Origin of the sequence: Shimia sp. R10_1 (assembly GCF_017744095.1) — a bacterium.
Lineage (GTDB): Bacteria > Pseudomonadota > Alphaproteobacteria > Rhodobacterales > Rhodobacteraceae > Shimia.
In genome coordinates this window covers 17,973-32,943 of sequence record NZ_JAGHQX010000008.1, presented here as the reverse complement: position 1 = coordinate 32,943, position 14,971 = coordinate 17,973, and the positions used below count along the sequence as shown (strand labels likewise).

9 protein-coding genes and 1 tRNA gene are annotated in these 14,971 nt (G+C 56.3%); 1 reads left to right on the top strand and 9 read right to left on the bottom strand.

What is annotated here, in order from left to right:
* Positions 1 to 59: 59 nt before the first annotated feature.
* From J7413_RS15090 to J7413_RS15055, 8 genes are all read right to left on the bottom strand, one after another.
* Positions 60 to 2,888 carry a S8 family serine peptidase gene (locus tag J7413_RS15090; protein ID WP_209099668.1) on the bottom strand — a complete coding sequence of 943 codons (2,829 nt, stop codon included), beginning with the start codon at positions 2,886 to 2,888 and terminating at the stop codon, positions 60 to 62.
* Between the two features lie 578 nt (positions 2,889 to 3,466).
* Positions 3,467 to 4,693: a glycosyltransferase family 4 protein gene (locus J7413_RS15085; RefSeq protein WP_209099666.1), complete on the bottom strand. Its 1,227-nt coding sequence runs from the start codon at positions 4,691 to 4,693 to the stop codon at positions 3,467 to 3,469.
* 130 nt (positions 4,694 to 4,823) lie between these two features.
* On the bottom strand, positions 4,824 to 6,257 hold the full coding sequence (locus tag J7413_RS15080) for a mannose-1-phosphate guanylyltransferase/mannose-6-phosphate isomerase (RefSeq protein ID WP_209099664.1): 1,434 nt from the start codon (positions 6,255 to 6,257) through the stop codon (positions 4,824 to 4,826).
* A 318-nt stretch (positions 6,258 to 6,575) separates the two neighbouring features.
* Positions 6,576 to 7,232, bottom strand: coding sequence for a metallophosphoesterase (locus tag J7413_RS15075; RefSeq protein WP_348538768.1), 657 nt, complete (start codon positions 7,230 to 7,232; stop codon positions 6,576 to 6,578).
* A gap of 229 nt (positions 7,233 to 7,461) precedes the next feature.
* Positions 7,462 to 9,708, bottom strand: a complete 2,247-nt coding sequence (locus tag J7413_RS15070; RefSeq protein WP_209099662.1) for an ATP-binding protein — start codon at positions 9,706 to 9,708, stop codon at positions 7,462 to 7,464.
* A 508-nt stretch (positions 9,709 to 10,216) separates the two neighbouring features.
* Positions 10,217 to 10,292 (bottom strand) — tRNA-Trp (locus tag J7413_RS15065).
* A 162-nt stretch (positions 10,293 to 10,454) separates the two neighbouring features.
* Positions 10,455 to 11,630 (bottom strand): elongation factor Tu, encoded by a 1,176-nt coding sequence (gene tuf / locus J7413_RS15060; protein WP_209066146.1) that lies wholly within the window; start codon positions 11,628 to 11,630, stop codon positions 10,455 to 10,457.
* A 101-nt stretch (positions 11,631 to 11,731) separates the two neighbouring features.
* The gene (locus J7413_RS15055) at positions 11,732 to 12,355 is read right to left on the bottom strand and encodes a hypothetical protein (protein WP_209099660.1); all 624 of its coding nucleotides are present in this window, start codon (positions 12,353 to 12,355) and stop codon (positions 11,732 to 11,734) included.
* Between the two features lie 124 nt (positions 12,356 to 12,479).
* Here J7413_RS15055 and J7413_RS15050 point away from each other — a divergent pair, with 124 nt between their 5' ends.
* Positions 12,480 to 13,883 carry a cytochrome P450 gene (locus J7413_RS15050; protein ID WP_209099658.1) on the top strand — a complete coding sequence of 468 codons (1,404 nt, stop codon included), beginning with the start codon at positions 12,480 to 12,482 and terminating at the stop codon, positions 13,881 to 13,883.
* 74 nt (positions 13,884 to 13,957) lie between these two features.
* Here J7413_RS15050 and J7413_RS15045 read toward each other — a convergent pair whose 3' ends face one another.
* Positions 13,958 to 14,692: a transporter substrate-binding domain-containing protein gene (locus J7413_RS15045; RefSeq protein ID WP_209099656.1), complete on the bottom strand. Its 735-nt coding sequence runs from the start codon at positions 14,690 to 14,692 to the stop codon at positions 13,958 to 13,960.
* Between the last annotated feature and the right edge of the window lie 279 nt (positions 14,693 to 14,971).

Below are 14,971 nucleotides of genomic sequence, written 5' to 3'. Positions count from 1 at the left end.
ATCTGCAAATCGTGCATCAGGTCTAATTTGCCAGACCCGATGAGACGGCTTTCAACGCCTTAAGCAATCAACAGGCTGTCACTGCCCTGCTGCGAAATGCTCAACTCGGTCAGACCAATACCCAAGATATCCGCCAACACAGCGATGTCGCCATCCACATGCATTTGCAATTGCGCGCCACGGCCGTGATCCACCAAGTGGAATGATGCGTCGCTCGAAGCGACCCCCACAACCATCAACACATCGCCTTCAGACCGGTCAAAGTCGGAAATACGGTCCGTCCCGATATCGTCAGATGCTGAGAAGACAAAGACATCCGCCCCGTCGCCCCCTTGCAATGCATCGTCCCCATCTCCACCACGGAGTGTATCGTTACCTGCGTCGCCGCGCAGCACATCGGCGCCATCGCCACCGACAAGCATGTCATCCCCATCTTGCCCCAGCAGTGTGTCTTCACCGATGCCACCAAGGATTGCGTCATCACCCGCACCGGCACGTACCTTGTCCGCGCCTTCGCCGCCTTCAAAGTAGTCCGCGCCACCTTTGCCGACCAGATAGTCGTCGCCACCTTCACCCGACAAATAGGTGTCACCGGAGCCCGCGCGCAGGGTTTCACCCGACGTAGAGCCCTCCAGAACAATCTCATAGTGATCTGGGTCGCTGTCGATCGGCAGCCCATCCGTGTCATCTCCGGCACCGTCATTGCCACCATCGCCGCCGCTGCCGGTGTCACCGCCATTGTCAGTGTCGCCGCCGTTGTCAGGCGTATCGCCGCCAGTATCTGTATCACCTCCGGTATCGGTATCTCCACCGTTGCCAGTGTCGCCGCCGGTATCCGGCTCGCCGCCGCCGTTCGATCCATCTGAGTCACCCGGACCCGTCAAATCGCCAGACAAGAAGGCTTTCAATTCGCTCACGGTGTAGGTCACATCGATGAAACGATAGCTTTCAAAGCCAGACACAAACGAAAGTGTATTCGCCACGAAGCCCAGCATAAAGGAGCCTGCGTTCAGCACAGTCCCATGCACACTGCCAACCTTGGCATCAACAACCAGTTGGTCGTTCCCTGCACCGCCTTCCAGCGTATCTTCGCCTGCGCCAAGATGGACTGTGTCGTTGCCACGCCCCGCGTCCAGCAGGTTGTCAAGCTGGTTGCCCCACAACGTGTCGGCACCGTCGCCTCCATAGGCGTTTTCGATATTGGCTTTGGCAATCTTCAGGTCCTGACCGGCAATCACAGACTTGCGCGCACCGCTCAGGTCGATCTGGCTGCCAGAAGTCACAGCAGACGCATTCAGAGAGTCGATCCCACCATCCGTGTCTGACAGCACAGCGCGCTCTTTCAGATCAGATCCATCATACAGAATGCCAAACTCATCGGTGTAGACATATGTATCGTTGGTCGTTTGCTTGTCGCCGTGCACTTCAAGCGTCACGCCGCGCAAACGGCCGACGACCGGGTCACCATCTTTGTCTGTGGCCGTGGTGTTGTTGTTTTCGATCACCAGCGTCCAGGTTCCTGCGGACAGCTCGCCCATGCTTGCAACAGAGCCAAATTCGAAGTTCTTGACGTTACCAACCCGTTCAAGCTCAGGAAGGTCATGAACAAGACGCACGGAGGTGCCCTCCGGTGAGATCAGCCAGACATTCAAATCACCCGTCAAAGACCACGACAGATCCATTGACAGCTGAACATGCTCAGCCTGGATTGCCTTGTTGATGTCAATCTCAACCTCAATGCGATCGTTCTGGCCAGCCACCAGCATCTCATCAAGCTTTACGGTCTCACTCACGGTGGAGCGATTGGCCAAAGTCTGTTGCTCGGTCCAGGTTTCCGCAAGGCGCACCGCGTCGTGGGCATTCAACATGCCGTAGCCGAAGCTATCAGAGAAATGCATGCCCCCGCCGTTGAAGTTGTCCGCCCCATTCGTGATCCATCCATCCCCATGGGAGGAGTGCTGCGCCAGCCCGTCTTTGCGCGCCGACAGCGCCAGAATCTGTTGAATGTCGCGATAACCGAGGTCGGAATTCGCCTCCAGCATCAGCGCAATCACAGCCGAAACGGCGGGCGCAGCAAAGGAGGTTCCGTCAACAGAGCTGTAGCTCTGGTTTGGCAACGTGGTGAAAACATCATCCCCTGCAGCAGACAACAGCACGTTGGAGCCGATCGAGGTAAACTTCGCGGCATCCCCATCCCGCGCAATTGCCCCCACCGCAATGGTGTAAGGCGAGTTCTGGAAGTTGTGGTAGTTCGAAGTCCCGTCAGTCCCCATATTGCCGGCCGCGAACACCATAGACGTGCCCAGACCGTCGCGCCCTTCAGACGCCGTATGGATCAACGCATCTTCCATATCATTGCGAGAGAAGTTGTCGCCAAAATTCGCGGTGAAACTCCAGGAGTTGTTCAACACGTCAAAATTTGCGCCAGCTCGGATGCCCGCCAAAGCTTGGTCGATTACGTCGCTGCTGTTGTAGTTCATCGCAAGACCAATCAGGTCCGCCCCATGCGCGATACCTGCAGAGCCCTCGCCATTATTCGCTTCTGCGGCAATGACACCAGCAACCATCGTGCCATGCCCATTGGTGATATTCACTGACTCTGCGTCGAACTTCCCCGTGTCCGCATCAAAGTCATAGTCCCGCGTATCATCATAGGCCGCTTTCAGCTCCTCATGAGACGCATCAATTTGAGAATCCAGAACGGCAACGGAAACGCCACTGCCCGTATAGTCGTCCCAAACGGACTCGACATCAATTCTTAGATCCGAACGATATGACCCTTCCAGATACCAGCTCTTTCGTGATTCTGAATCCCGGTAGTAAGGAGTCTCAGACGCGGCAATAGAGTGATCTTCTGCCGATGCCTGCTCGATAACTTTGTACTTCATATTACTGTCTCTCACAGAGTTTCAGGTGCCATAGCGGCGCTCACTAATTAGAAACTGCTAAAGAAAAGGTAAGGCCAAAAATTGGCGAACTTAGGCGAAAGTAAGAAGACTCCCGACAATTTTCTTAGACAGAATAGAAATAAGAAATTGTCTGATTTAGAATTCGACGGGTCACGCAGCGGAAATAATAGTGCTTATTGCGCCCCTCAACACACGCTCCCAACGCGACCAACTGCAACAACACGCTGAAATTAAAATCATTATCACGCAGGCCTGCCCGTTAAGAAAACAGAAACACCCCCTTCAAACTCACAAAACATATGCACTCGCAAAAATTGCGAAATGCCATAAAAAAACCACAATAGGGGTTTTCACCCCGCTTATTGAAATAGGCGGAATTACGAATAACTTCAGCGAATAATTGCCCAACAAATTAACAAAAAGAAAACCGCTCAAATTGACGCAGGGTTCGCTTTTGGCAAAACCTCTGCTTCGCAAGTCGATTTCGAATCTCTGGTTAACGTATCGCGCTGAAAAAGGCGGTAGTGGCACCCGGCTGTCAGCACCAAAATGGGCGTTCAGCCCCGCTTTGTGGCGCGGTCGTAATGCGCCAGCTGCGTGTCAATCCAACTGTCTGGCGACGTGCAAAGTGCGCCGTCCCCAGCCGCGCCTGCCGTGCTCATTTCGATGATCTCGTCTCGCGGCATCTCTGCGACCGACCTCAGGGTCGCAGCCAATCCGGAGTGGTCCAGCGGATTGCATGTAAAACCCAACCCCTTTTGCGCCATCTCTGGCCCCAAAAGGGCGCTCTCAGACAAAACAACAGGCAAGCCAGACAGCGATGCCTCCGCAGCGACCAGCCCAAATGGCTCAGGATACCGCGATGGCATAACCAGCGCACGTGCCCCCATCAGGGCGCGCCCGATCTCCGCCCGCTCCTGCCATCCGTAAAATGTCACCTCCGGATGGGCTTTGCGCAGACTGTCCTCCAGTGGCCCGGTGCCAACAACGCTCAGGGGTGCCTGTGCCAGTTGTGCCGCGGCAATGAGATCTTCAATGCCCTTTTCCGCTTCGACACGGCCAATAAAGAAGAAGCGGTCGTTTTCTTCTACAGGCACCCGCCCAGCGGTCAACGCCTGCGCGGGGTTGCGCACCGTATGCAGGGCCTCCGCGTCGTAGCCCGCCATCTCAAAAAAGCGGCGCATCGCAGGGTGGATCATCAAAATGCCCCCCCATGCCGACGTGCGCGGCATGGCACGATGCAGCGCCAACTGGCGCGCCACGCGCCAGGCTTTCTGTGCCCCGTTGCGTTTGTCACACTGTGTGCTCAGGCAGCCCATGGACAAAGGCCGGCGCTCACAAGCCTGCTCCTTTTGATAGTCCATAAACCCACCATTGGGGCAGGCCAGAAAAAAATCGTGCCCATGTATGAACACCCGCTCCGCCACGGTTTGCAACGCAGAGAAAATAGACGGCGTCAGCGCCTTTGAAAAACTGTGCACATGATACACCGTGTCAGGCGTGTCTTCCTCGGCAATCAAATGCGCCACGAAATCGCGCGCGGCCCCGCTGTAAAGTCCCTGCGTTGCCGCAGCGACCTTGCCACGCTTCATCAGGGCCATGCCCCCCACGTGGCGCACATCTATGTCATGGTCGGGGAAAAGGGCATGCTCAGGCGCGCGATCTCCTGCCACATACAGCACCTGAACGCCGCGCTCACACAGCAGGCGCGCCTGCTTCATCGCAAGGCCCGTCGCACCGCCCCGCGCCACACTTGCATCGTTCAAAACGACAACTCGTCTCATCAGCGCATCACCCAAAACTAAACACTTGGCAAGCCGAACCCAAAGCCCTCGCAGATCCCACACAAAGATTGTGTGCCTTTCATCTAAAAGGAAAAGCGGTCCGGCCAGCTATAGAAGGCACGCGATGCCCCTAACTGCGCGCGTAAATATCCTCATAGCGCACAATGTCATCTTCACCGACATAAGCCCCGGTTTGCACCTCAATCAGGACCATTGGCACCTTGCCAGGGTTTTCCATCCGGTGCACAGCCCCGAGCGGAATATAAACACTCTGGTTTTCGGTCACGAGTTTGACATCCTCATCAACCGTCACACGTGCGGTGCCTTCCACCACAATCCAATGTTCAGAACGGTGGAAATGGCTCTGCAAAGACAACGATGCGCCGGGATGCACAAGAATGCGCTTCACCTGAAACCGGTCTCCTACGACCAAACTCTCAAACCATCCCCAAGGCCGGTGGTCCTTCGGAAAATGGGTCGCCTGGCTAGATCCTTTGGCCTTGAGGGCAGAGACGGCTTTCTTCACGTCCTGAGCGCGGGACTTGTCAGCCACCAAAACGGCATCATTCATCGCCACGGCCATGATATTGTCCAGACCAATCCCAACAACTTCCAGCCGCTCACTGTCAGAGCGCAACAAAGTGTCAGAACAGTCAATCGCCGTCGCTGCACCCGTCACCACAACCCCGTTCTCATCCGGGCCGGCTTCGCGCCAAACGGCATCCCAACCGCCCAAATCTGACCAGGCACTGTCAAAAGGCACCACAGACAGATTGTCGGCTTTCTCCATCACCGCAAAGTCGATGGAAATGTCGTCGGCTTCGCCCCACGGGTCCGCCGCCAGGCGTAAAAACCCAAGATCGGGTTCAGCTGTCGAGAAAGCGGTGCTCACAGGGGCCACAAGTTCGGGAGCATGCGTCTTAAAGGCAGCAATGATATCTTTGGCCGCAAAAAGGAAAATCCCTGCGTTCCACTTGAATGTGCCCGCCGCCAACATCTCTGCAGCGCGCTCCGCATCTGGTTTTTCCACAAATTGCTTCAGCGCAATCGGGGAACCATCTTCGGCAGCTGCGCCCGCGAGCTCCAGATAGCCATAAGCCGTCTCTGGGTGGGTCGGCGTGATGCCAAAGGTCACAAGCTGGCCCTCCTGCACAGCCGCAAGTCCGCGCACAACCGCCTCATGAAAGGCTGCAACATCCGGGATCAGGTGATCAGAGGGCGCCACCAGAAGCACAGCTTCCGGGTTGTCATCATGCGCCTTCAGCGCCGCTGCGAGCACCGCTGGCGCTGTGTTGCGCGCCGCAGGCTCAATCAGAATTGCCCCCGGATCGATGCCAACCGCCTGCAGTTGCTCTGGCACAATGAAACGAAAATCAGAGTTGGTCACCACAATAGGTGCTGCAAAACTCAATGCACCGTCCGCGCCCGACAGGCGCTTGGCAGATGCCTGAAACAGCGTCTCCTCCCCCACGAGAGGCACAAATTGTTTGGGATAGCTTTTGCGCGACAATGGCCAAAGTCGGGTTCCAGAGCCACCGCATAAAAGGACTGGTGTAATAAGCATTTAAAAAATCCTAGGAACAACAACGTCTTTTGTGTTAGCGCTTCGCGAAATACGAGGCAAGTTTTCCCGGCGGCATGTCACCAAAACTTCGCAGCTGCGGCGTAAGTGCCAGCATTTTGCGCTTGCCGCGCCAACACGCTGACCAACTTTTACAAAGTCAGCAGTGTGACCCATATATCCATATTTTAATTGGCTCACGCATACCTCTCACACAATAATGGGGCCGAGATAGCCCATCGTTCTAACAAAACCAGCCTGCCGAGCAATTGTGTCCTTTCAAAGGCCATTTCATCCCGCATCCGCCTTGTGCCCAAAGCGTCACAGCTGCGCCGTGATAAACCGGGGCGGACCTCCATCCAGACAAACAGCCGACAACACGCCAGACGCATAAGCTCCCGTATCAACCGCAATCCGGCCGCGTTCCGCGCGCGCCTGTTTTACAATCGTATGGCCATGAACAACCCAAATGCCGTCTTTGCGCGGAGACCGCAAAAAGTCAGGGTGCCCCCATCTCAACGCGTCTTTGGATTGCACGTTTGGCGCCTTATGAGGATTGGCTCCTGCATGAGACACAAGAACATTACCTGTTAGGGCCGCACTCTCCAACTCTGCCAGCCACGTCACCATAGGCGCCCCCATTTCCGCCATCAGAGCATCGCGGCACGCATTCAGCTCTTCATTGCTCATGTGCAATTTGGCCGACCCAAGACCAAAGGACACCAAAGTCTCCAATCCACCATTGTGGATCCAGCGCCCACCTTCTTCAGCGCCCTTTAGCAAAAATCGCAACAGCATTTCTTCGTGATTGCCCATCAGACACATCACATCCGTGCGTGCGCTCAATTCTCGCAACACCCCGGCGCTCTGCTCACCCCGGTCGATGTAGTCTCCAGCCAATATCACCTGATGATCCTGCGGAATCTTTTGCAACAGCTGCTCAAAAAGGGACAAACACCCATGAACATCCCCAACCACACAAATTGGTGCGTCAGGCTTTGGCACCGGGAAAGCGCTGTCGCGCACAAACAACTGCCTCAACTTCTGAAACAAACAGGCCCCCAGTCAGCCTTGTATCCATGGCGAGCCATAGGCCACATGATCACGAACAGGCATTTCGATCTTCTTCAGTATTGCGCTTCACGCTAGCGGCACACCCTCTCGGAAACAAGCAACGCCACTCTTGCGCGCGATCGCTGACACACAACTAAGCAGCGCCCGTGATGAACCCATTTTGCTGATGGCTCGCAATCCAGTTCAGCAACGTCGCCTTGCGCAGGGGTTTGGTCAGAAAGTCATCCATGCCCGCATCCAAACAGGCCTGCATCTCCCCGTCAAACGCATGCGCCGTCAGCGCCACAATGGTTGGCTGCGCGATCGCCATCTTTCTAATAGCACGTGTCGCATCCACACCGTTCATGCGTGGCATCGACATATCCATAAAGATCAAGTCGGGCGCAAAGCCCTCAACAGCTTCCACAGCTTCTAAGCCGTCGTGCGCAAACGCGAGCTCGATGGGCTGGTCTTTCAAGAACTTTTTAAGCAGGTAGCGGTTGGTTTGGTTGTCCTCAGCCACCAAAACACGCAACCCCGGCGCAATGGCTTCAGGCGCATCCGCACTGGCCGTCGCCAGCTTCGCCAATTCAGAGGCCTCAGCGTCTTCATAAGGTATTTCGATGCGGAAGGTCGCGCCCTGCCCCGGATCTGACTGCACCGAGATACAGCCGCCCATCACATCCAGAATATGTCGCGTGATCGAGAGGCCAAGACCGGTCCCGCCAAACTTGCGCGTCGTCGCCGCCTCCGCTTGGGTGAAATGGTCAAAAATCTGGTCCTGCTGTTCCTTTGGAATGCCAATCCCCGTGTCGCGAATGACCCACACCAACCTCTGGCCATCTTCTGTGTCTTCATGACAAAGCGTGACATCGACACCGCCGACATCCGTGAACTTAATCGCATTCCCCAAAATGTTGGTCAGAATTTGCCGGATCCGTCCATCATCCGCTTTGACATAGTCCGGTGTTGCCTGGCTTACGTCCAAAGTGATCGACAGCCCCTTGTCGTGTGCTGACGGGCTCAACAGGTCCAGCGTTTCTTTGATGCAGGCATGCGGGGAGAATGTCACCGGATGCAATTCCATGCGGCCCGCGTCAAGCTTGGACAGATCCAGGATATCATTGATGATTGCCATCAAAGACATGGAAGACCCGCGAATGGTTTCGGTGTAGCGTTGCTGTTCCGCGTCAAGTTCGGTTTCCGCCAACAGATCTGCCATGCCAACAACCCCCGTAAGGGGGGTGCGTATTTCATGGCTCATGTTGGCCAGAAATTCTGCCTTGGCCCGCGCGCCCTGCTCCGCCGCCTCGCGCGCCTGAATCATATCTTCTGCGAGTTTGCGGGCGTCTGTCACGTCCCGTTCGATGGAAATAAAAAACTCCACCTCACCGGTGTCATCGTGAATTGGAAACAGGTTCACATCCACCCAGATTGGCCGTCCATCTTTGCGGATGTTTTCAAAATCGCCCCGAAACCCCTCCCCGCGCGCAACCGCTACTTCAATCGGATGCTCTTTTGGCTGGTCTGGGTCGTCCCGCGCCAAAAGCTCACCGATATGTTGCCCGATCGCTTCGGCAAATGAATACCCGGTCACCCGGACGAACGCATGATTGACCCAAAGAATGCGGCGCTGCTTGTCTGTGAAAATCACACTGTCGTTGGCGTTTCGCGCGACCAGTGACAACCGCCGAAGCTCCGTCTGTTGGGCTTCAAGTCGCGCCGCAACCGCTTGCGTTTCAGACCGCTGCGCTTCCAGATCCTCACGTATGCGAAAATTATCCAAGCCTGACATGGTAAAGGCGACAAAAACATACCCAATGCACAGCGCCAGAATCAAACCAGCCGCATCGCCCACCAAGAAGGGCGCGATCTCTCCGGTTTGATGCGCTTGTATCGCAATAAAGACAAAAGGCGCACAGCCATAGATAAACAAGCGCGGTATTGCCACCGATGGTTTTTTGGGGAGCGCAATCGCCGCATTCACCGCACCAATGCCAAGCGCACCAAACACAAACAGAACATCGGCGTCCTGCCCAAGTCCAAAGAAATAAAGCGCCACCCCCCCGACAAGCGTCAAAGCCTGCATCGAGCCCGTAACGCCAGCAAGCCGCTGCGCTTTCTTCAAACGTCCCGACTTTGCCCAACGACATGCGAAACGATGCAAGACAAAGCAATCAATCAAGTCCCCTGTCACCACAAGCGTAAAACCGATCGCGGCCAAGGTGGGCGTGACAGCAAAAGCCGAGACAATACAGCCAAATGTGTACAGAAACAGGCGCGTGCGCAATTGCGTCACGCGATCACTCACATACTCACACAGCAATCGACTGCGGCGCGCATGCGCGATCTTACGATCACTCAGCCGTTCTACTGGTGCGTTGGCCTGAAGGACTCTCATAATGCTGACAAAACCGCGCTTTTCTCAACCCCCAGTTTAACGGCTGAAAAGGTTAACATTACCTAATCCACGCAAGTTGGGACTTTGAAAGTTTTAGGTCATTTTTCAGCATTTTACGGTGTAGAGCCCTGAAACCTCTGATCCTGGTACGTGCCGGACCTTTTCAATTTTAGCGATAATAAAGGGAAAAATCTCTCCTGATCAAGGCTCACTTCGCCCCTTTCACAGGAGTTCTCAGGCTGTGACAAATGCGCGGAACGTCTCAGCTTGGATCCCGCGCCCGATTTGCGTCAACGCGCCTCATGAGCGGCGGCAGTGACCAATCGGCGCAAACCAAAAAGCAGTGATGACTAGGAAGAACTCTGCTCCGCAAAGGCATCGCCAAGCCCGTTCAAGCGATGGGCAGGGGCTTCTGTTTATCACGTGGGCCCACAACAAACTGCGATACCATATTGCCAGAATACACCGACAAAGACGGCGACCACGGGTGATCAATATTTCTGTGAAATGGCAGGGGCACCAGGGCTCGAACCCGGGACCTACGGTTTTGGAGACCGTCGCTCTACCAACTGAGCTATACCCCTAACGTGAGATGGTTCGTAGTGCAGTGCTGCGGGAAGGGCAAGAGGGAAAACGCGCAAAATGCGTTCTCTCGGCGGCTTTCTTACCTTGGCGGAACCGCCCCTTCCCCAAGCAAAAAGGCCGCCCCGAGGGACGGCCTTTCCATCAAAAATCAGAGGCTCTGATTATTCGACGATTTTGGACACAACACCGGAACCAACGGTGCGGCCGCCTTCACGGATCGCGAAGCGCAGGCCGGCTTCCATTGCGATCGGTGCGATCAGCTCAACGTTGAACTTCAGGTTGTCGCCAGGCATCACCATCTCGGTGCCCGCTGGCAGTTCAACAGTGCCGGTCACGTCAGTTGTACGGAAGTAGAACTGTGGACGGTAGTTCGCGAAGAACGGGGTGTGACGGCCACCTTCGTCTTTGGTCAGAATGTAGGCTTCTGCTTCGAACTTGGTGTGTGGGTTCACGGAACCTGGCTTACACAGAACCTGGCCACGCTCAACCGCTTCACGGTCAACACCACGCAGCAGCGCGCCGATGTTGTCGCCCGCTTCACCGGAGTCCAGCAGCTTGCGGAACATTTCAACACCGGTACAGGTGGTTTTCTGAGTGTCTTTGATGCCAACGATTTCGATTTCGTCGCCAACGTTGATCACGCCACGCTCAACACGGCCGGTCACAACAGTACCGCGGCCAGAGATCGAGAACACGTCTTCGATTGGCATCAGGAACGGCTGGTCAGTCGCACGTGGTGGCTGTGGGATGTACTCGTCAACAGCCGCCATCAGCTCAGCAATTTTCTCTTTGCCGATGTTGTCGTCGCGGTCTTCCAGAGCCGCCAGAGCGGAGCCAGCGATCACAGGGATGTCGTCGCCTGGGAATTCATACTCAGACAGCAGCTCGCGGATTTCCATTTCCACCAGCTCGAGCAGTTCTTCGTCGTCAACCTGGTCCACTTTGTTCATGAAAACAACCATGGCAGGGATGCCAACCTGGCGGCCCAGCAGGATGTGCTCACGGGTCTGTGGCATTGGGCCGTCTGCTGCGTTCACAACCAGGATCGCGCCGTCCATCTGCGCCGCACCGGTGATCATGTTTTTCACGTAGTCAGCGTGGCCTGGGCAGTCAACGTGTGCGTAGTGACGTGCTTCGGTTTCATATTCCACGTGCGCAGTGGAGATGGTGATGCCACGTGCTTTTTCTTCAGGCGCGCCGTCGATTTCGTCGTACGCTTTGAAGTCACCAAACTGTTTGGTGATCGCTGCGGTCAGCGTGGTTTTGCCGTGGTCAACGTGACCAATGGTGCCGATGTTGCAGTGCGGTTTACTGCGCTCAAACTTTTCCTTAGCCATCTCGGGCGCCTTCTACTTTGTGGGGGGCCGGACTTGGCCCAATTTCCTCTACCGCGCGCGACATATTGGGTTACGCACCAAAAATCAAGCCGCTTTGCTCTTTATCGACGCAGCTCGCGTTCCAACTCTGCGCGTTTGCGCTCATCCTGTTCTGTGGGCCAGCATTCTGCGAGCACCTCAGGGGGCACATTGTCCACCAGACAGGCGCGATTCTCATGCAGCCACTGCTCAATCTCGCGCGCCGCATTGAACGTCAGATTGGCCATCTGCTCCTCTGCGCTCATGGTAAAGCCGCTGGAGGTCACAACCGTGCCACTGCCAAAGCTCTCCAGCACAATGATCTCGCGAGGCTCCGCATTGAATTTACCGCCCGCCCGGTCATCCCAGGCGGTCACCGTCAGGATCAACGCGGATTTCGTGGACAACAGCAGCGGCACGCCCCGTTGCGCCAGCATATAGCCTGACAGGTTAATGCCAAAATGCACCAACCGCTCACCTTCATAGCGGCCAAAGCGTTTGTCCACGGCGTCTTTCATCGACGCGATCCACTGCTCCTTGGGCAATTCACGCGACAGCGGGCCTTTTTGCAGATCCGGCGCAACGACAATGTTGTGCCCCATGGTGAAGTCACCAAGATCGAGCTTCTCGCTGGTCACCTCTGTGCTCTTGGCACCACAAGACACCAGCACGGCCAACGCCGCCAAACACACCCCAATCCTGCCCATGTAAGCTGTTCCCACTGCTCTTCATTCTGATTGGGTGATGACATAGCCCATGCCCAGCGCCCGCGCAATCTTGGCCTTTCTTTGCACTGATCCTGCGCCTACTCTTCTGCGTATAAGGATCAAGATGCCTGATGATATCCCCCCTTCTGCGCGGGCCAAGCCCGCCTCCGCGCCTGCCCTGCCCGTACGGGCCCCGTTGGTGACAGAGCCCCTCGGCCTGTGGCGCTCCCTGAAAGCTGCGCGCAGCAACCTGCTCTCCATCATCCCAGACATCGCCACGCGCCAGCCCATGTTGACGGGCCGCACCGGCCTGCGCTGGCATATGGTGATGGATCCCGGTGCCATCCGGCAGATGCTTTTGGAAAAGGTCGACGATTACCCCAAGTCCAAAGCCACCAAAAACATCCTGCGCCCCGCGATTGGCGACAGCCTGTTTATTGCCGAAGGCGCCCATTGGCGCTGGCAACGCCGCGCCGCGGCCCCTGTGTTCACCCATCGCAATATCGCCAACCTCGCACCCGTCATGGCAGACGCGGCTGACCGTGCTGGCGATCGCATCCAATCCGCCTCTGGCCGCGCCGTCGATCTGATGGATGAGATGGTCAAAACCACCTTTGACGTGATCTCAGAAGTCACCTTCTCCGGCGATGGCAGCTTTGACAGCGGCGCCGTGCACAATGCGATAGACGCCTATATCGCCGAAGCTGGCAAAATCTCTCTGCTCGACATGTTGGGGGTGCCCGATTGGGTGCCCCGCCCCAGCCGCCTGCGCACCGGCCATGCCATGAAAGACATGAAACAGGTCGCCGATGACGCCATTGAGGCGCGCCGCATCCGAGGCGCCAAAGACACGCCCGACCTGCTGGATCTGCTTCTGGCGGGCGAAGATCCCGAAACCCGCAAACGTATGAACACAGCCGAGCTTCGCGACAACCTGCTGACCTTCATCGTCGCGGGCCATGAAACCACCGCCTTGACGCTGGCTTGGGCGCTCTATCTTTGCGCCTTCGACCAAGACGTGCAGACCAAAGCCCGCGCAGAGATCGCAAAAATCTGCGGAGATACCCCGATCACCGGCGATCATGTACCCCAACTCACCTATATCCGACAGATCGTCGATGAAACGCTGCGCCTCTATCCGCCTGCCGGGATCATTTCCCGCACGGCACAGCGGCATGACACGCTCTGCGCCCGCGAGATCCGCCCCGGCGACACCGTCATGATCCCGATCTATGCGTTGGGGCGCCACCACCAACTGTGGGACAATCCGGACGCCTTTGATCCAGACCGCTTTGTCGACCGCAAGACCATAGACCGCTATGCCTATCTGCCCTTTGGCGATGGGCCGCGCATTTGCATCGGGGCCAGCTTTGCCATTCAGGAGGCGGTGATCATCCTCGCCAGCCTACTGCGCCGGTTTCACTTCGCCCCCATCCCGGGGCGCGCCCCCAAACCCGTGATGATCCTGACCCTGCGCCCAGAAGGCGGCGTCTGGCTGCAGGCCAAAGAGATCTCGCAGATGCCTTAAACCACAGCCCACAAAGTAGGAAACGCCAACCATTCCATGATCGGCGTTTCACATGTTTTTCTTGTTCAGACAGATCAGAAGCCGTGCTTCTCTTTCAAAACAGCAACCGTGTCCTGATGGGCGGCAAGCCACGCATTGAACGACTGAACAATGTCGGCGCGGGTGCTGGAAGACAGATGATAATCCGCTTGCGAATGCGGCAGGCTCTCATCAAAGACCAGCGCCCCTGCTTCTTCACCCATGTCGCTCAGAACCCGGTTCAAAACATGCACATTCGCATAGGCGCCATCGATACGCCCGGCCAGCGCTTGGCGCACCAAGCCACTGAAGTTTGGGTTCTCCGTCAACGTCACCTGACCTACCTCGATACGGTCGAGCCAAGAGAAGGCGGTGAAGCCCAAAACCGTGCCGATCTGCGTGATGTCATCCACCGGTGTACCAAGCTTTGCGGGGGGCACCATCACCCCTTCCACAGTCGTCTCCACCACAGTGGAATAGTGCATCTCAACACCGCTTTTCAGATCCGCTGACCAATAGGCATTGTCCGGATACTTCAAATCCACATCCCCGGACACCACAGCCTGCATCAAACGGTTGATCGGAAGCGCTTTGAACTGCAACTCATGCCCCTCATCTGCCGCAAAGGCAGACAGCACATCAGCTGCAAAGCCAGTGTAGGACTCTCCGTCCCATTTGTAGTGAGGCAGATAGTCGATGTTCTCAACGCCCACGACAAGGGTTTCTGCAACGCTGGCGGTGCCAGACAGGCTAGCCAGCGCGAGGCTGCCGGCTGCAAGAATGGTTTTCATGTCTTTGCTTTCTTTTTGACCGAATGATTGGTTAATCCAGCGCTGCACCTAGGTTTGACACGCTAACAAAACCTAAAGAAACGCCCCCCGCACCGCACTCAGTCGGGCAAAATTCGGTTCAAAATGGCGGGGCTTTACGGTTGCTCAGCCAGCGGAGAAAGGACCCGGAATTTGCTCTCCAAAACCCAAGCAGCAACTGCTCATCACCCCACGCAACCATAAGTCGCAAAAACATGAGGGCAGATCCTCCATCGCATCATTGAACGACGAGAGACACAG